The following is a 19444-nucleotide window of genomic DNA, read 5'->3' on the forward strand; positions in this document are numbered from 1 at the left end:
CAGTTAAAACATTTGTTGCTGTCGCTTCGCTTTCGCACAGTTAAAACATTTGTTGCTGTCGCTTCGCTTTCGCACAGTTAAAACATTTGTTGCTGCCGCTTCGCTTTCGCTCCAGGGTCTCGGGCCAGCAGATGTTTTTTGCGCGAAAGCGTAGTGCTAACGTAGCGGCAGCAGAGGGTTTTGTTTGTGCGAAAGCGCAGCGACAGCAGGATGTTGGTCACGAAGGCGTTATCACAGGACGTGATGCTTTTAGCCTTCGTTCCTCTATGACGCTGATCCCTAAGGAGTCGCCCAGCCTCCACTTCATCAACTTATTGCATGGATTAACAAATGTCCTCACTTAACTTTTGGTGACGAGCCCAATAATCATAATTCTCCAGCACATTTGTTACCACTTCATGACCGAGTAATAATTTTTAAAACCATTTCGGTATAAATATGAGTAATCCGATTATAGCACTGAATATCGCAAATACAAGTACTGCACCTGCAGCAAGATCTTTCGCCTGCTTAGCAAGCGGATGAATCGTAGGTGAAGCTAAATCCACTACTCGTTCAATTGCTGTATTAATCATTTCAAGTGCAAACATTAGAGCAATTAATAACAATACAATATACCATTCTATACGTGATAAACCCGTAAAATAGCCAGCATTCAAAACTATTCCCGCACTTAGTAAGTGGGATTTAAAATTTTGCTCCGCACAGGCTGTAATAATACCTTTAAAGGCATACCCAAAAGAGCGTACAAATTTGCGAACATTCATTTATTCTCGTCCTAAGCCGAAAGATTGTAAAATCTCATCCTGCTTACCGAACATCACCTTTTCATCTTCTGGCACCATATGATCATAGCCAAGTAAATGTAAGAAACCATGGACTGCTAAAAAGCCTAATTCTCGCTCAAATGTATGCCCATATTCCGCTGCCTGTTCTTTTGTACGATCTGTTGAAATAATAATATCTCCTAATATACGAGGCATCCCTTCAAATGTTACTTCCATTTCTCCCTCACCTAATTCCTCCAGGGCAAATGAGATAACATCTGTCGGTTGATCTTTGTCACGATATTCTCGGTTTATTTCTTGAATCGCTTCATTTGTAACGAACGTCACTGACACTTCCGTTTCCGGCTCAATATTCTCTAGTTTCGCAGCTAGCTGCAAAAGCTTTTCAACAAGCTCCATATGCTCAGTAGCCACTTCATTTGTTTCATCTGTAAAATCAATTGTTAAAATCATAGATCCTCCTACTTATCTGCCTTTGGATATTCAATTCGTGAGTGGAAAATTCCATTCAACGTTTCACAAAGTACTCTCTCTATACATTTTAACTCTTTTATCGAAATATCGCATTCATCAAACTGACTGTCTTGTACTCGATCATCAATGATTGCTCGTACCAACTTTTGAATTTTCTCTGCATTCGGTTCCTTCATCGATCGAACCGCTGCCTCAACGCTATCTGCAACACTAATAACTGCTGCTTCCTTCGTTTGTGGTTTCGGACCTGGATATCTGTACGTTGTATCATCTAAGCATTTTCCTTCTTCCTTCGCTTTAAAGTAGAAGTATTTTAACAGACTAGATCCGTGATGCTGCAAAGCAATATCAATAATTTCCTGTGGCATCTTATATCGTTTTAGCATTTCAGCCCCATCAGTAGTATGCGCAATTATAATTTCCGCGCTTTTTTCCGGAGACAATGAATCATGGGGATTAATACCAGACATTTGATTCTCGATGAAAAAAGCAGGTCGCTTCGTTTTACCAATATCATGATAATAGCATCCTACACGAGCTAGTAATCCATCCGCACCAATTTCCTCACACGCAGCCTCCGCTAAGTTCGCCACCATAACACTATGATGATATGTTCCCGGAGCCTCCATTAGTAATTTTTTCAGCAATGGATGGTTCGGGTTCGATAATTCAATTAAACGCAACGATGACAATAAGCTAAATGCTGATTCAAAGAATGGTAAGAGACCCATTGTAAGAGCTCCTGATAATAAAGCTGATATCATTGCCGCGATAAAGTAAAACACTAACTCTGACAAGCCGTAGGTAGATTGTGTCATCAGTAAATAAAATGCAATAAATAACATATTTACGAGCCCTATAATACCTACAGTATGTAGAATATGCGAACGCTTTTCCATACTTTGTAAAAAGAATAAACTCGCAAATCCTCCAAAAATTATATACAGTGTAATTTCCATTTGCATAACAGATGAATAACCCTCTTGGAATATAACACCCGCAGATGCTGCTGTCATAACCGTAATAAGAACTGCAGCACGGTCATCCGCTAATAACCGTACTAGCATCGTTGCCAATGCTGTTGGGAAAAGGAAGGCAATCGTAACATCGAAACTTCCTGAGACTAGACTAATAAATTTCATCAGCAGGATTGATAAACTATAAACAATTACTGTTACCAACAGGGCATTACGTTTCTTGTACTCATCTATATGCCAGCGTTCGAATAAAACAAACATGAACATCATTTCAAGAAGTATTAAAATAATCAGCCCTGCAATCGGTTTCATGGATGCCTTATTACTTACCATACCTAGAAGCTCTAATTGACGGAACGCCTCATTATCAATAATTTGCCCTTCCTGTACGATGATTTGACCTTGAAGAATTCGAGTCGGTTCAACTGATTCCTTCACTTGTTCCTTTCTAATTTTCGTTTGTTCCTCGTTTATCGTCTCGTTTTCAATAATACTCGTACGACCAATTAAAACTACCGTATTAAATATTTTATCAGGATAGCCTCGTTGTCCACGAATTTTTGTCTCAAAATCATTTTGAGACGCAAACACATTTTCCGATCGAATGGATTTTTGTAAATATTCCTGCACGAGTTTTGATAGTTGCGTACTTGTTCTTTTTAGATCCGCTTCACTTTGTACTAACAATCCTTCTAGTTGTGAATCAGTGAAGACAATAGGCATTTGCTCTGAATCTATAGATTCAAGTTTTTTACGAAGCTGCGCCACTTGATCGACAACAGGAATAGGTTCTTTGCTACTCTCAACATCTGCCTTTACCTCAAGAACATAGTCGAATAAAGACGTTACAATCGAAGCTCGCTGTTTAGCAACATCTGCAGAAAATTGATAGACTGGTGCAACTGCATTTGTTGCTTTTTCTCGTTCCTGTTGCGTTTTATAAGTATCTTCTATCGTTTTAGTAGATCGTACTGTTTCAGGCGCTAGCTGTAATGGTTTAAAATCATATGTAACACCTTTAACATTGCCATACATAAAAGTAAATTGTAGGGCTCCTGTTAAGATGAGAATGACAATTAAAAAGTAGCGAAAGCCAATAAGTTCTGTTATTTTTTTTAATTGTTTCTCCATCTTGCACCTCCTCTATCTACCTTCTATCATACCAATTCAAAAAACATTTTTCCCGAAAAATGTATAAGAAAGTAAAAAAACAGCTATACACATCGTATAGCCGTCACAATTTTTTCCATTTTTAAACCATTTTCTATTTGTTCTATCTTTTATATCCGTGGCTAAGCATTTTAATGCAGACTTTTTAAAGGCTGTTGCACCTGCCGTTTCGTTTCACTACACTTTCGGTGCAGACTTTAGAATTGCGCTTTGCGCAATTCTAAAGTTGCTGCTCTTCGTAGGCTTGGATGATTTTTGCTACGATTGGGTGGCGTACTACATCACCTTGTTCTAAAATTTGGAAATGTATAGATTTTACGTACTTTAATGTTCGTTCTGCTACGATTAATCCAGATTCCATATTTTTCGGTAGGTCAATTTGTGTTTTGTCGCCTGTAATGACCATTTTTGAGCCAAATCCTAGTCGCGTTAAAAACATTTTCATTTGCTGATGTGTCGTATTTTGAGCTTCATCTAAAATAACAAAGGCATCATCTAATGTGCGGCCACGCATATATGCTAAAGGCGCAATTTCTATTGTGCCTCTTTCAATAAGCCTTTGTGTTTGTTCTGATCCGTAAATATCGTTTAAAGCGTCATAAAGAGGGCGTAAATAAGGATCTACCTTTTCCTTCAAATCCCCCGGAAGAAAGCCTAGAGACTCTCCTGCCTCTACTGCAGGACGTGTTAAAATAATACGCTTAACGTGCCCGTTTTTTAGCGCCTGTGTTGCCATGACTACCGCTAAATACGTTTTCCCAGTACCGGCTGGTCCGATACCAAAAACAACGTCCTTATGACGGATTGCTTGTATGTATTCTCGTTGACCTATTGTCTTTGCACGAATAGGCTTGCCTTTCGTCGTGCGAGCTATTTCTTCATCATAAAGTTCTGCAAAGTATTCAATCGTTCCTTTTTGTGTCATTTCAATTGCTGTTGCAACATCACGTTGATCAATATTAATTCCTTTACGAATGACCTTTAAAAGAGCATGTAAAAGGAATGTTGCTTGTTCCTTTGCATCCTCTTCACCAGCAAGCTGAATTTGTTCACCACGTGTAATAATATGGACTTTTAGAGCCTCTTCGATTAATTTCATATTTGCATCGGAAATTCCGAGTAGCATGACCGCTTCGTTTGGATTATCCACTTGTAATACAGTTAAATGTTCTGACATAATCATTCTCCTTGTAGGCCTTGTATTGGACTGGCAATGTTTTCATTGACTAAAAATAGAACTTTCCCTTCAACTGTACCATTCCCCCACTTTACCTGTAAAAGGTTTTCTTTTTTTATAACCGTTTTCGCAGGTAGTGAACGAAGTACCTTTTCATGAAGCAATGGTATGAGCAATGAATCTATTTTGGATTCATTAAGCTCTACTTGCACTTTTTTTGTGTACTGCTCCTCAACAACCGAAACATATGGATCGAGCCAATCAGGTAAATCTTTCTTTTGCACATAGTCAACTTTATCTTTTTCTTCATGAATACCTTTCACTAATACGCGCCACTGCTTTTGTTGTAGCGTTTCCATCGTTAGTTTTGTTGGAATTTTAAATGAACATTCAAGCCAATAATCTGCGTAAACTTCTCCCTTTGCTCCAACAAAGACTTGATCTTCACCACTTTCAATTACACCACTTACGAGAACATCACCTTCGTAAGCCGTATCGTTAACTGAAATTTTCCGTTCTCCATTTTGAATATTAAAGTGAGTAATTACACCACTTTTTGTTGCTACTAAATGTTCCGCTAGCTTTTCATTCGTTTGTTTAGTTTGTTTCGGTGACTCCTGAGGTCGTAAAATCACTCGTCCACCGTACTTTTCAATATGCACCCACGAAAGGTCTCGATGCCCTTCTAATAGCTTCTGTCGCATAACTGCATCTGAGGGTAAGTTTTTTTTAGAAATGGGTGTTTCTAATTGAAATGTATCTTGAAAGGTCTTCCCTAGACGTGCCTCTAACTCCGGTGTTGCCGCTTTAATATCAATCCGCCAAATAACCTGCGCACATAGTAATGGTATTAATATCATCAACGCTAGGCCAAGCAAAGTCCAAAGCTGCGCTCGAAAAACTTGAAGTTCATCTGCATAATAGATTGCCATTTTAAGTCGGTAACGGCTACGCACACGGCGAATCTTTGGTAGATAATGCATAGTTGTTTCAAAGACAACCTCTTGTTCACGAAAAACAACACGCTTTAATGGCACATGTTGCGCATGCAATGCTTGAATAAAAGGATGAACATTTTCATGGCGCTTTATACGTATGATAATTGGCCGATTATTCCACATTATCGCTCACACCCATATTCTTTGTCATTTTCATCTGAAGCTCCTGTAAATCCTCTACAGAAAGATGCAGCATATCTTCTTTAAGAGCATTAATTTCCACTGATTTTCCACGCACAGTAATATGATAATCTGCATAGATAAAAGAGCACGATGAAGCATCAGCATGTAGAAAACGATACGGGCCAATGATTTTTAGTGTTTCATATTGTAATAATTCAAGTAGTGGCGTTAATTGAAATAGTTTTCTCATAAAAAAATGCCTCCTTCTTCGGCAATATATGCATCGAAAAAGGAGGACATGCTAGTTATTTTCTTTTTGCTTTTGGAGGGCCTAAAACTTCTGCCATTACAACAGCCTGCATGAATGATTTTTTTGATGTCGGTAATTGAAAAGCCGATTGTGACTCAGCTACTCCCTCGACTTTTTTTCCAGCTGCCAAACGGCCAATACTTTCTCTATTCGAAGTACGACCCATTTTCTCAGTCGGGACTAAAGAGGGAGCTACATAGCTCGGTGTTTTTTCAATTACTGTTTTTTCGACATTTTTTTTCGGCTCTTCGAATTGAGGCTGTTCATTTTCCCATTCACCTAAAAATCCACGTGCAAAATCCTCAAAACTCTGTGGTTTAGATTGTTGCTGTTGCGTCACCTCTGCTTTTTTTATAACAGGAGGCTCTACTTGTGAATCCTTGTTAAAAGGAGGCATTGGTTTTTGTTCTTTCTTTTTTGATTTACCGAAAATAGAGCTGACTATGGCAATTATCACAAATATAATTAATTGTTCCATTTATTAGTACCGCTCCTTTCAGTTTTTTTATTGGTTAGATTCATTAGTTTCTGATTTATCTGAGCCTACTTTAGAAATGGAGTCTCGCATCGCTGTATCTGCTTGAATGTTACGGTAGTTCATGTAATCCATAATACCCAGATTACCAGAACGTAGAGCCTCTGCCATAGCCTGTGGTACTTCAGCTTCAGCTTCTACTACTTTTGCCTTCATCTCTTGTACGCGTGCAATCATTTCTTGCTCGTTCGCTACAGCCATCGCACGACGTTCTTCAGCCTTCGCTTGTGCAATGTTTTTATCAGCCTGCGCTTGTTCAATTTGTAATTCAGCACCGATGTTTTTGCCGATGTCAACATCAGCAATATCGATCGATAAGATTTCAAATGCTGTACCTGAATCTAGACCTTTTGATAAAACAGTTTGAGAAATCATATCAGGGTGTTCTAAAACTTCTGTATGATGCTCAGCCGAACCAATTGTCGAAACGATCCCCTCACCTACACGAGCAATAACCGTTTCTTCACCAGCACCACCGACTAAACGCTCAATGTTTGCTCGTACAGTAATACGTGCCTTCGCTTTTACTTCAATCCCGTTCATCGCAACGCCTGAAATAAATGGTGTTTCAATGACTTTCGGGTTAACAGACATTTGTACCGCTTCTAATACATCACGTCCCGCTAAATCAATAGCTGCACAACGTTCAAATGATAATTCAATATTTGCACGATGAGCCGCGATTAACGCATTTACTACACGGTCAACATTACCACCTGCTAAATAGTGACTTTCAAGTTGATTGATCGTAACAGGTAATCCTGCTTTATGTGCTTTTATTAATGGGTTCACGATTCGTGATGGGATTACACGACGTAAACGCATACCGATTAATGTGAAAATACTAACACGGACACCTGCAGCAAGTGCAGAAATCCATAGCGCCACTGGTACAAAAGTAAAGAATACCGCGACTACAATGAATAATAAGACTAGCCCTGCAATCGGACCTAATAAAGCTAAATCAAAACCCATTTGCTATTCCTCCATCTCTTTTTCTGTTCGTCTCACAACAATACGTGAGCCCTCTACTTTAATAATTTCTACATGTTTCCCAACATCAACATAGCCACCTTCCGATACTACGTCAATGCGCTCACTTCCAAATAACATTGTACCCGCCGGACGAAGTGGTGTAATCGCTTTACCCACTTTTCCAAGCAGCTCTGTGCGATTCACGTTAGATACATAGCCTTCTTCCGTCGTTGTCGCATCCATCAAGACAAGCTTGTTTAAAACATGCAATTTTTTACCGAAAAATTTCATCAAGATCACCATTCCTATTATCGCTACAACAAATGCAATGAAAATCGCTATAATCATTTGCATCATGTTTGCACCTGCCAGTATTAGACTTAGTAATATTAGCGCACCACCTAAAATACCTACAATACCACCGGGGACAAAAAACTCCGCTATAACAAGCGCTAAACCTACAATAAATAAAAGTAATGTCTCATAACCTGCCAAGCCCGCCACCATATGACCGAAGAAAAATAATCCTAGCGCTGACAATCCCATTATACCCGGAACACCAAAACCTGGCGAATATAGCTCAACTACAAGCCCTAAGCTTGCAATCGACAATAAAATCGGAACGATAATTGGATTTGTAATAAAACGAGCGAGTTTTTCAGCAAAAGTAGGTTCAATCGGAACGATATCACGCTCATCTATTTGAGTTGCTTTTAAAAGATCCTGGAAATTCGAAACCGTTTCATCTGAATAACCAACTTTTTTTGCCTCTGAAGCAGATAACGTTAATAAATTCCCTTCTCCTGCTCGAAATTCTGGTAAATCAACAGATACATCAGCCATTGCTCGTGCATATTTTGGATCGCGATTTTTTGATTCTGCAGCTGCCTCCATTTGAGCAACCCATGCACTATGAGCCTTTAAATCTGCTGCATTTCCTGCTGAATCAATAACTGCAGCCGCCCCGATCGTTCCATTTGGCACCATGTAGATTTCATCCGCATGTAAGGCTAAAAAGGCACCTGCAGAATGAGCATCTTTGTTAATGTACGCAATTTTACGTATATCCGTTGCATCCATAAGCATTGCAATATCACCTGCTGCATTCACAAAACCACCAGGTGTATGAATGTCTAAAATAATCGCTTCTGCATTGTTTTCTTCCGCCTCTTTAAAAGCTCGTTCTAAAAATGCGTGAAGTCCTCTTTCTACTTCATTATGAATTGGTATATGGAAGACCTTGCTACTTGCAAAAGCAGACGTTAATGGAAACGCTAACAAAAATGTCATCCAAATAACTATTAAATAGCTGAGGATTCTTCGTCTTCGCATCTTTTTCCCTCCCTTCTAACATGCTTCTCTCCTGTATATACGACTGACTATGCAAAAAGTTTCATAAATCCTAATAATTTTATTATACAGTGAATTATTAACTTATGTAGCCCTAATAACCGGATATAGCTTCTACAATTAAGTATGTAACAAAAAAGCCGAATGAATCACAAAGATTACATTCGGCTTCTCCAATATGTACGTAAAAATGAGCTAATGTAAAATACCTGAAATTAATCAACATGCGATTAATTTCAGGTATATTTTTGTCTGCTCAGTGAATCATACAATTGCGTGTTATGAACGTAGGGATTTTTAATGGGAAATTAAATTACCACTTACGTTTACGTGCAGCTTCTGATTTCTTTTTACGTTTTACGCTAGGTTTTTCGTAGAACTCGCGCTTTCTAACTTCTTGAATTGTACCACTTTTTGATACAGTACGTTTGAAGCGGCGAAGAGCATCTTCAAGCGATTCGTTTTTGCGAACGACAGTTTTTGACATCTCTCTTTCCCTCCCTCCGAACACACGTCAATACACAAATAGGCTATTAACCATTTGCTGTGTACTAAAGAATTATAACGTATTGTCTAAAAATGGTCAATAGAAAGTGTACGAATTAATCTGGTGAATTTTTGGTTTTATTCCCTTAAGAATTTTCAGCTCACTTTTGGACAACAATAAACATACAAATTTTATTAATTATAGGTTCAATGAGGAGAATAAAATGAAAACATTTATCAATAAATTAAGTCCTCCAAAAGCGCTTGTTTTGGGCTTCGCCATCATCATTTTAATCGGAACATTTTTCTTAACGCTCCCCATTGCAACGGTCGATACTAATGGTCTTTCATTTTTAGATGCTCTATTTACCGCTACCTCTGCTACTTGTGTAACAGGACTGATTGTTGTAGATACCGGCGATACATTTTCGATATTTGGAGAATTAGTTATTCTTTTTCTTATCCAAATTGGCGGACTGGGCTTTATGACATTTGCGACGTTATTATTTTTACTATTAGGAAAAAAAATTTCTTTAAAAGAACGACTTTTGTTAAAAGAGGCATTTAATAACGTTACAATAGCCGGTTTAGTTAAATTAGTTAAAAGGATCCTGTTATTTACTGCAATCATTGAAATGATAGGTGGCTTCATTTTATCTATTCGTTTTTCGTTCGATATGCCTGTAGGTAAAGCCTTTTACTTCGGATTTTTCCATGCCATCTCGAATTTTAATAATGCTGGGTTCGATATAATGGGTGAATTTAAAAGCTTAACAGAATATGTCGATGATCCTTTCGTCGTATTCACTATTTGTGCACTTATTACGATCGGGGGCTTAGGATTTATTGTTATTAATGAACTATATGAATACCGCGGGACGAAGCGACTTTCAGTGCATACAAAAATTGTTTTAACTACAACGTTTATTTTAACAATTGGCTCGACGCTATTAATTTTCTTATTTGAATACAACAATAGTAAAACCATTGGCCCACTATCTGAATGGGGCAAAATTCTTGGTTCATTATACCAAGCCGTGACACCTAGAACTGCTGGCTCTAATACCCTCCCTATTGGTGATTTAACACATTCAACATTATTTTTAATCATTTGGTTAATGTTCATCGGAGGAGGTTCTGGATCAACTGCTGGAGGTATTAAAATAACAACTTTTGCTGTTTTAGTTGCTACGATGTGGTGTCAAATGAAAGGGAAAGAAGATGTAGTGCTTTTTAGGCGTAGAATTGTTAATGAAACGATTTTGAAAGCTTTAACAGTTACAATGTGTGGGATGATGATTGTCGTACTTGTTACCATCGTCTTAAGTCTTATTGAACAACGTCATAGTTTTATGATGTATTTATTTGAGGCTACTTCTGCATTCGGAACAGCCGGACTTACAATGGGGCTAACTCCTGAGCTATCAACCGGTGGCCGTCTTCTGATTATATTAACAATGTTTGTAGGAAGATTAGGCCCCTTAACAATTGCTTTTGCCATTACAAATCGTCGAAAAACGGAGGCTTTCCGTCATCCAAAAGGAAAGATTATGATTGGCTAACCATAATAAAGGAGCGATGCATACAATGACAATCAAACAATATGCTGTTATAGGTCTAGGTAGGTTTGGTGTAAGCGTAGCCCGCAAATTATATGAAGCTGGGAATGAAGTTTTAGGAATCGATATTAATGAGGAAAAAGTCGAAGATGCTGAACCTTATGTTACACATGCAGTAGTTGCTGATACGACAGAAGAAAAAGCACTTAACTCCATCGGAATCAGAAATTTCGATTGTGTCATCGTCGCTATAGGTATTGATATGCAATCAAGTATTTTAACGGTCTCATTATTAAAGGAAATAGGCATAAAAAAAATAATTGCAAAGGCTCTCGGCAAAAGACATGGACAGGTTTTAGAAAAGGTTGGTGCTGATTGGGTTATTTACCCTGAAAGAGATATGGGTGAGCGAGTAGCTAATCAGCTTCTTTCACCAAACATGCTGAATTATATTGAGTTATCAAAGGAATACAGTATAGAGGAAATTATGATTCCGTCTAAAATGGTCGGACAAAGTTTACGGGATTTAGACATTCGTTCGAAATATAATGTCAGTGTTATTGCCATAGTTCGCTATGGTAATATTACCATCTTACCATCTCCTGATCAGATTATTGAAGAAAGCGATCTATTAGTTATGATTGGCCATAGAAAGGATCTTACTATTTTTTCAAATGTTGAATAGATAAAAGGCAAAATATCGAAGGTTGTGTCCTAAGATGATTTCCCCCTTGAAACAGCCTTCGATATGTTTTAGAAGATTTTCTTGCTATCCCTATCGTCTTTTAAAATCTCTACAGCTTCTCTGAAACGTTGAGAATGAACAACTTCTCGTTCACGTAAAAATTTTAAGCTATCATTTAAATCAGTGTCATCTGATAAATCAATAATCCACTGATATGTCGCCCTTGCTTTTTCTTCAGCTGCAATATCCTCATACAAATCAGCAATCGGATCCCCTTTAGCCTGAATGTAAGTTGCCGTAAACGGTGATCCAGCTGCATTCTGATAAAATAATGCCCTGTCATGATTGACATAGTGTTCTCCCAGACCCGCCTCTTTTAGCATCTCTGGAGTAGCATCCTTCGTCAGTTTGTAAATCATCGTGGCTATCATTTCTAAGTGAGAAAACTCCTCTGTCGCTATATCGGTTAACAGACCAACTACTTTATCAGGAATCGTATAGCGCTGATTCATATATCGAAGTGCTGCTGCTAATTCCCCGTCTGCACCACCATACTGCTCAATTAAATACTTAGCCAGCATAGGGTTGCATGTACTCACCCTTACTGGATACTGGAGCTTTTTTTCATAATACCACAAAAATAGTTCCTCCTAGTTACTCATAATCAATTATGCCTTGATCATAATCGCATTCAGAATCGGCTTTGGGCGTGCGCAAAAAAAACTCCTAATACATTAAAAAGTTAAACTTGCCATGGCCAAGGTGTATCTATCCAATTAAACGGATAATTTGAATAACTTCTCCCAAAATTCATAAGCGGACCAAATTTCTGTTCAAATTCAACCTTAAGTCGCATACTGATTTCAGTGTTTTCGTTAAATTGCTGAATAGCATCAAAATCGTGAGGATGAGTATCTAAATAAAGATTTAATTCCACTATTACAAAATCAATGGCTTGTATTTCTTCAAGTAGCGTATAAAATTCGGGTGGCATCTCCTTACTCATTCTTTATCCCCCCTTGTTGGGGATTTGGATAGGGGCTAAATAATTGAGGCCATAACGTACCAGATTTGAGAGCTTCTCTAGGGGTTGGGTATTGCGGTAGCCCAGGCGGTTGAAAACCCATATATAATTGGGGCGGTGTTGAAAAACTTTTAACCCTTATAGGTGGACATGGATCGAACGGACTAACAAAAGGCTTCCAATACTTATATTGAGTAAACATTGTATCCTCCCTTCTGTATCAATTACATCAGTGGAGTATATGAGGTACATTTAATGTTTATTCAGACGTGTTACGATCTGGAGAAAGTCACATTGTTACGGAACTATGTATCGAATCCGTTTTCAAACCTCCCTTACATAGCAATTAAAAACTTGATCTAATCTAAAGTAAAGGATGTTAGAAAACTGTTTTATCTGTAGCCCTTTATTATCGTAGGAAATAATTCGCGCATCATGTATAAGTACAAACACGTAATAAAACTCGCATTTAATGCGAGCTTTATTACGTGTTTAGTTTGGCAAGGTCTCTTTCCCCATCATACGCACAGATAAAAATTACACCGTATTATTTTTTAAAATGTTACTCCAAGAAAATATCCTATAGAAATAAAAATAATTACCCATACCATAGCGCCAAAACAAGCAAAAGCCAGAAAAGTACTAAACTTCATCTGTGTGATTCCAGACATGTAACTTGTAACGTGTCTAATCCCCGGAACAAAATATCCTATAATTATTGTCCACGGTCCAAAACGATGAAACCATCGTTCAACTTTAGTAAACCGTCTATTATTTAGTCCAAACCACTTTCCATATTTTATTATTAACGGTGTTCCTAATTTACTTCCAATTGCATAACTAAATACCATACCAGTGGATGTGCCTAAAAAACTTAAGATAATACTCAATAGAAAGTTTAAATGTCCCTCATGACACAAAAATCCCACAAACGTCATTAAGATCTCATCGGGAATGGGTAAGCCAATTATTCCTAAAGATAAGATTAAAAATATAGCTAGATATCCATATTGACTTATAAAACTGCTTATGAATTCCACGAATAGCTTCTCCTTTTTTAATACAAATCGTTACCTATATCATTAAACATCATATATTCCCCTATTTTTTCATTTAAAACACTCGAAGGAAATATTAAAAACGGCGAGGGAATTAAGATTAAATAATAGTATTTGATTGACCTAATTATAATCTACGCGTTCAATCTTCAATACCCTATGTTATCGATGTTACTAAGTTATGTAAGAATTCGGTTCGTATCTATACAAAGTTCTTGTAAAATGATCCAATCATCAAGATTATTATAAGATTCTCGAAGCAAACCCATAAAAATGATAATATTCCTCTCTGTACATTTTTACAAGTACTCTTCATAATACAACATCTACTACGAGTTAAAAAGAGGTGTATTGTGAATGAAACACCAACAATCGTTCAATAGGTTAAATTTTGATAATAATCATCCAAAAAAAGTAATGGAATTTATCAATTTGCTCATTTTTTTATGTATAGAAATATCATTTCAGGAAATGAATATTTTCCATTATTAGACTATCAATCAAATTTTCAATAAAAACGGGGCTAGTTCTTAACGAACAGCCCCTTATCCCTTACTATATAAGGGTTTTCATTACTATTAATAATTAGAATCTGCAATTAATCCGTTCATAATAGCAACACCAGAACTTGCTCCAATACGAGTAGCTCCAGCCTCAACCATCTTTTGCATATCTTCTAAGCTTCGTACACCGCCAGAAGCTTTTACACCTAAATCTGGGCCTACTGTTTTACGCATTAAGGCAATATCTTCTGCAGTTGCGCCACCAGTAGAGAAACCTGTTGATGTTTTCACATAGTCAGTACCTGCTGCCACAGCTAGCTCACATGCTTTTACTTTTTCTTCATCAGTTAGAAGGCAAGATTCAATAATTACTTTTACAAGTGCGCTACCTTTTGCCGCTTCAACAACTGCAGCAATATCTGCTTGCACAAGGTCATAGTTTTTATCCTTTAATGCACCGATATTGATAACCATGTCTACCTCTTTTGCACCGTTAGCAATCGCATCTTTCGCTTCGAATGCTTTAACAGCTGGTGTGTTAGCACCTAAAGGGAAGCCAATTACTGTACAAACTAAAACATCTGAGCCTTGTAAAAGCTCGCTGCTATATTTCACCCAAGTTGGATTTACACAAACAGACGCAAAGTTAAATTGTTTTGCCTCTGCACACAATTTTTCGATTTGCTCTTTTGTAGCTTCAGCCTTTAATAATGTGTGATCAATCATACGTGCGAAATTTTGTTCCATTTTATTAGACTCTCCTTCTATCAACAAGTTGTACGTACCTCTCTGGAATCATAACATTTTTTAACGTTTCCGTCTAATTTTGAATGAAATTAGATGAATTCAAATTATTTTAGAAACAAATCCATTATGCCTCGGCATAATTGCATCCGGAATCAAGTTTGTGCTTGCACATTCGACTCCAAGACTCCGCTTTCGCGGGCATTTAGACACCCACTGAAAGAAATTAAAATATAGCAAAACACCGTTCAAAGTTTGAACGGTGTTTCTATTCATAGGTACTCTTTTTTTATTTTATAGTTTCTAATACACGAACGAATTGTCCTTTAGAATGAGGATATCCAGCTTGCGTAATTTTCACTTTTACAAGTTGACCGATTAGGCTTTCTGGACCTTCAAATACTACTTTTAAGTAATTATCAGTATAGCCTGTTAAAAGCCCTGCCTCAACGCTTTCATCATGCACGAATTCTTCAGGAATTACCTCTAGCACTTGATCTTCAAAGCGAGAAGAATATTCCTTCGCTAATTGATCATTTAAAGCGATTAATCGGTGAACACGTTCGTTTTTAATGTTTTCGTCAATTTGGTCCTCCATGCGCGCAGCTGGTGTACCTGTACGTGGAGAGAACGGGAATACGTGTAATTCAGAAAACTTATGGTCACGAATAAAGTTATATGTTTCCATGAACTCTTCCTCAGTTTCACCTGGGAAACCTACGATTACATCAGAAGTGACCGCCAAGTCTGGTAAAGCTTCATGTAGTTTAGTTAAACGTTCACCGAAGAACTCCATTGTATACTTACGACGCATACGTTTTAAAACTGTATCAGAGCCAGATTGGATTGGAATGTGTAAGTGGTTAACAACGATTTTTGATTCACGTAAAACTTCAATCACTTCATCTGTTAATTGACTTGCCTCAATCGAAGAAATACGAAGGCGTTTTAAACCTTTCACATTTGCCTCTAAATCACGTAGAAGCTGGGCTAAATTGTAATCTTTTAAGTCTTGTCCATAGCCACCTGTATGAATACCAGTTAGTACAATTTCAAGATACCCTGCATCCACTAGTTGTTGGGCTTGGCTTAATACTTCTTGAGGATCTCGAGAACGCATTAACCCACGTGCCCATGGAATAATACAAAACGTACAGAAGTTATTACAGCCTTCTTGTATTTTTAAAGATGCGCGTGTACGGTCTGTAAATGCAGGCACGTCTAATTCCTCATACACACGATTTTTCATAATGTTACGCACAGCATTAATTGGTTGGCGTTCAGTAAGATATTGATCTATGTAGCCAAGTAATTTTGTACGATCCTGTGTTCCTACAACAATGTCAACACCAGGAATCGCCATAATTTCAGCTGGGGATGTTTGAGCGTAACATCCTGTAACACAAATGACAGCGTCTGGATTTTGACGAATAGCTCGACGGATAACTTGACGTGATTTTTTATCCCCTGTATTTGTTACTGTACATGTATTAATGACATAGACGTCTGCTTGACGATCAAACTCCGTACGATCATAACCTTCTTCTTTAAATAACTGCCAAATTGCTTCTGTTTCATAATGATTTACTTTACAACCTAGAGTATGGAAACTCACGATTTTTGATCGCTCGTTACTCATAATATATATCATCCTTTCAAGAGTACACTACAATAAATTAAATTATCAACGTGTCTTATAATAGCACAAATAAATAAAATGAGCCTAGCTTTTTGGCTAGGCTTCAAAAAATATATAAATGAAAATTGTCTACTAATAAGAGTTGCTCTACTAAAAATACAAATAATATAAAAGAAAAAAAGTCCAATCTCAAAATAAATTGCAAAAAGGCAGTTGAAAATTAGATTCACTCTAACTTTCAACTGCCCACTCAAATAGTAAATTTTTATCAGTGCCGTTAAATAGTTTTGGGCAGTTTTTTCAATTACATTTTCTTAGAACAGCCCTTTAATTTGTACTATTTGTTCTACTCCTCTAAAAACTAGATCAAGGACTAACTGGAGGAGTAAGTCCTAAAAGAACAGGAGTTACTACAGTGCTACCCGCTCCAAGGCGAACTTGTTGAACTTGCAGTACTTTTACTGTAAGATCAAGAACAATTTTTTCACGTAATGTGCAGAAAGTACCTTCTGGTGCTGCCATAATTGGTGAAAAATCTAGTTCAAAGAAGTTTGCAGCAACTAACTCGCCAAATGGTTGCTCATTGTACTTCACGAGATTTTGGAAGAAAGCCTTATCCAATCGAGCATCCATTTGAGTAACTTCATTCAGGAAGTTCGCTTCGGCAAACTCAGAAATCCCTAAGATTGGAGTAGTGCCTCCAGGTGTTTGTGGGAAAATAAGTTCTGTAAAACCAGAAAACGGAACGTCTGCAATTCTATCACGAAGTGCGCCATTACATGCTGATGAAGCATATTCAATATTTTTACGAATATGTCCTGCTACAAATAATTTAGCTCTTGTTACTCTAAAAAAGTCAGTGTTATCAATACGTGCAAATCTAACCGGCACTAATTTAACTTGATTTAGGAATACATTTTTTTTCACTCTTTTGATTTCAGTTGCTGCAGGAGTAAGCGTAATATCTGACTCCACAACTATTTGAAGTGTTGGTTCTGCAAGTACAACTGGAACTTTAATAGTTGGGGCTGTAACTGGTGTAGCGATTAGTGGAGTAGCCTCACTATTTAAAGGTATTTGTTCAGTTGATGCTACAGGGCAAGGTAGCATTTGATTTTCTAATTGTTCACTCAAAAAATTCCCTCTTTTCATTTTTTAGTCATTAGAGAGCGCTCTCTATATTGCTAGAATATGTAGCTATTAAATCTATACATGGACGTATATACTAGTTTTTTTTTGATATTACAAAAGGGATTTTTGAGTTGAGAGATAAGTTTTATTACCCTCTAGACTCTTGACTGTCATAACGGACTCGAATTTTCTGTACTTGTAGCATATGAATGATCAATTCTAATACCATATTTTGGCACAGTTGGTTTGAATGAATAATTGATTCATCTTGTGCAGGTACTGCATCCGTAGTCTGAAATGTAGTATATTCAATATTTTGATTTATAAAGCCTTCAATAAATAATTTTCCCTTTAACGCTGTACATGTCCCATTATTTAATGATTGGGAAAACTGACTAGGTACGAATCTACAATTGGTTAGTACTACCTCATTCGAGATATCTTTTACTCCCACAATTCCTTTGTCAATTTGAATAAATTCTTCAAGACATATTTCTATCTTATATTCCCCTACAACAACCGGAACTCTAATATGCATAACATCATCGGAAGCGTAAGAGTGATTATTTGTTTCTCCTTTTTTAATTGATTGTGTGTTATGTAAAGGAACTACAACTGATTTAGACGGATTACTCGTCTGATTATTTTTTTCATAAGTATCATTTTTCATTAAAAATATTATTTCATTAATTTTTGAGTGAACTAAACGACAATCGGGCTGTTCAGGATAATCGGTTGAAGTATTAAATAGTTTAGTTTCAAGTTGAGGGGTAAGTTGATTGTTTAAATCAAGAAAATCAAATGTATTTTTAACAACCTCACCACAAATAGGAGCATGAAGAAAATCATCAATTTCTATATGAGTAGAAATTAGACTTTTTTTGGTTATAGAACATATTTGTCCTTGCGCTGAACTAATAGATACACTAATATCACCTGTAGAATTGTTTTTCTCCATCTCTTCTGTATCAATATCTCCATCAACTTTAGAAGGGCTGTGTAGCTCGCTATTAGGATCTAAACGCACTGCAAGATCCTCTTCTTCTACAGGACCGGTTTCATCCGCCTCTTCATTATTACGGAGATCATTCATTTCATCCTCTACATCAACTTCAGAAGGGCTGTGTAGCTCGCCATTAGAATCTAAATGTGTTGCAAGATCCTTTTCTTCTACAAGACTGGTTTCATTCGCCTTTTCTTTATTACGGAGATCATTCATTTCATTCTCTACATCAACTTCAGAAGTGCCGTGTAGCTCGCCATTAGAATCTAAATGCGTTTCAAGATCCTCTTCTTCTACAGGACTGGTTTCATCCGCCTCTTCTTTATTAAGGGGATCGTTCATTTCATTCTCAACATCAATTTCAGGAGGAATGAGTAGCTCACTATCGGGATTTAGATGCGTTGCAAGGCTGGTTTCATCTTTTTCTATAGCAAGGTCATTATTTTTAAAATCGACATTTAAAGAATATGAAATGTCACCTGTAGTATCTAGTTGAGGTGTATGATCTATCTTTTTCTTGGGTTTAATTTGATAATTACAATTGATGAAAACTTTTTGTTTGGAACTTATTTCTTTCATTTCTCTAAAATTAATCCATGGAGTTTTCATTCGTTCACTCCTAAATAATGTATTGACAAATAACGTGCAACAGGTGATTTGTAAAAAACTCCTAAGCATTTTTCCAGCCAAGACAGCTTTTTGGTCAAATATTCAGACTTTATGCGTTATTCTTGA

General features: G+C 37.1%; 20 protein-coding genes. 2 read left to right on the forward strand and 18 right to left on the reverse strand.

Translation table 11 applies throughout. The annotated features are described in order from the left end of the window. Nucleotides 1–416: 416 nt before the first annotated feature. From B1B04_RS21905 to rpsU, 10 genes are all read right to left on the reverse strand, one after another. Nucleotides 417–767 carry a diacylglycerol kinase family protein gene (locus B1B04_RS21905; RefSeq protein WP_079563470.1) on the reverse strand — a complete coding sequence of 117 codons (351 nt, stop codon included), beginning with the start codon at nt 765–767 and terminating at the stop codon, nt 417–419. Next, on the reverse strand, nt 768–1241 hold the full coding sequence (ybeY, locus tag B1B04_RS21910) for an rRNA maturation RNase YbeY (protein WP_079563471.1): 474 nt from the start codon (nt 1239–1241) through the stop codon (nt 768–770). It abuts the gene before it with no gap. 8 nt (nt 1242–1249) lie between these two features. Continuing rightward, entirely contained in the window at nt 1250–3370 is a 2121-nt protein-coding gene (locus tag B1B04_RS21915) for an HD family phosphohydrolase (protein WP_079563472.1), read from the reverse strand. Between the two features lie 259 nt (nt 3371–3629). Beyond that, complete coding sequence (locus B1B04_RS21920; protein ID WP_079563473.1) at nt 3630–4586, reverse strand: PhoH family protein; 957 nt, start codon at nt 4584–4586, stop codon at nt 3630–3632. Between the two features lie 2 nt (nt 4587–4588). Beyond that, nucleotides 4589–5707, reverse strand: coding sequence for a sporulation protein YqfD (locus tag B1B04_RS21925; RefSeq protein WP_079563474.1), 1119 nt, complete (start codon nt 5705–5707; stop codon nt 4589–4591). After that, the gene (locus B1B04_RS21930; protein ID WP_079563475.1) at nt 5697–5957 is read right to left on the reverse strand and encodes a hypothetical protein; all 261 of its coding nucleotides are present in this window, start codon (nt 5955–5957) and stop codon (nt 5697–5699) included. The genes B1B04_RS21925 and B1B04_RS21930 overlap by 11 nt, the downstream gene beginning before the upstream one ends. A gap of 55 nt (nt 5958–6012) precedes the next feature. Next, complete coding sequence (locus B1B04_RS21935) at nt 6013–6495, reverse strand: hypothetical protein (protein ID WP_079563476.1); 483 nt, start codon at nt 6493–6495, stop codon at nt 6013–6015. 27 nt (nt 6496–6522) lie between these two features. Further along, a complete protein-coding gene (floA, locus tag B1B04_RS21940; protein WP_079563477.1) occupies nt 6523–7527 on the reverse strand; it encodes a flotillin-like protein FloA in 1005 nt (334 codons plus the stop codon). Between the two features lie 3 nt (nt 7528–7530). Next, nucleotides 7531–8859, reverse strand: coding sequence for an NfeD family protein (locus B1B04_RS21945; RefSeq protein WP_079563478.1), 1329 nt, complete (start codon nt 8857–8859; stop codon nt 7531–7533). Between the two features lie 331 nt (nt 8860–9190). Further along, nucleotides 9191–9364, reverse strand: coding sequence for a 30S ribosomal protein S21 (gene rpsU, locus B1B04_RS21950; protein WP_004227078.1), 174 nt, complete (start codon nt 9362–9364; stop codon nt 9191–9193). A gap of 223 nt (nt 9365–9587) precedes the next feature. Between rpsU and B1B04_RS21955 the strand changes: the two genes are divergently transcribed. After that, nucleotides 9588–10925, forward strand: coding sequence for a TrkH family potassium uptake protein (locus B1B04_RS21955; protein ID WP_079563479.1), 1338 nt, complete (start codon nt 9588–9590; stop codon nt 10923–10925). 25 nt (nt 10926–10950) lie between these two features. Beyond that, the gene (locus B1B04_RS21960) at nt 10951–11607 is read left to right on the forward strand and encodes a potassium channel family protein (protein WP_079563529.1); all 657 of its coding nucleotides are present in this window, start codon (nt 10951–10953) and stop codon (nt 11605–11607) included. A gap of 68 nt (nt 11608–11675) precedes the next feature. Here B1B04_RS21960 and B1B04_RS21965 read toward each other — a convergent pair whose 3' ends face one another. The 8 genes from B1B04_RS21965 to B1B04_RS22000 form a co-directional block, all read right to left on the reverse strand. Further along, the gene (locus B1B04_RS21965; protein WP_079563480.1) at nt 11676–12245 is read right to left on the reverse strand and encodes a manganese catalase family protein; all 570 of its coding nucleotides are present in this window, start codon (nt 12243–12245) and stop codon (nt 11676–11678) included. Between the two features lie 104 nt (nt 12246–12349). Continuing rightward, nucleotides 12350–12613, reverse strand: coding sequence for a spore coat protein CotJB (locus B1B04_RS21970; RefSeq protein WP_079563481.1), 264 nt, complete (start codon nt 12611–12613; stop codon nt 12350–12352). Continuing rightward, nucleotides 12606–12833, reverse strand: a complete 228-nt coding sequence (locus B1B04_RS21975) for a spore coat associated protein CotJA (RefSeq protein WP_079563482.1) — start codon at nt 12831–12833, stop codon at nt 12606–12608. The genes B1B04_RS21970 and B1B04_RS21975 overlap by 8 nt, the downstream gene beginning before the upstream one ends. A gap of 352 nt (nt 12834–13185) precedes the next feature. Further along, complete coding sequence (locus B1B04_RS21980) at nt 13186–13671, reverse strand: DedA family protein (protein ID WP_079563483.1); 486 nt, start codon at nt 13669–13671, stop codon at nt 13186–13188. Between the two features lie 596 nt (nt 13672–14267). Beyond that, nucleotides 14268–14939 carry a deoxyribose-phosphate aldolase gene (deoC, locus tag B1B04_RS21985; protein ID WP_079563484.1) on the reverse strand — a complete coding sequence of 224 codons (672 nt, stop codon included), beginning with the start codon at nt 14937–14939 and terminating at the stop codon, nt 14268–14270. A gap of 286 nt (nt 14940–15225) precedes the next feature. Continuing rightward, entirely contained in the window at nt 15226–16575 is a 1350-nt protein-coding gene (gene mtaB, locus B1B04_RS21990; RefSeq protein WP_079563485.1) for a tRNA (N(6)-L-threonylcarbamoyladenosine(37)-C(2))-methylthiotransferase MtaB, read from the reverse strand. Between the two features lie 366 nt (nt 16576–16941). Then, nucleotides 16942–17709 (reverse strand): CsxC family protein, encoded by a 768-nt coding sequence (locus B1B04_RS21995; protein ID WP_170939055.1) that lies wholly within the window; start codon nt 17707–17709, stop codon nt 16942–16944. Nucleotides 17710–17854: 145 nt separating this feature from the next. Beyond that, entirely contained in the window at nt 17855–19318 is a 1464-nt protein-coding gene (locus B1B04_RS22000; protein ID WP_079563487.1) for a BC_2427 family protein, read from the reverse strand. Nucleotides 19319–19444: the final 126 nt, after the last annotated feature.

This window comes from Lysinibacillus sp. KCTC 33748, assembly GCF_002237755.1.
Lineage (GTDB): Bacteria > Bacillota > Bacilli > Bacillales_A > Planococcaceae > Lysinibacillus.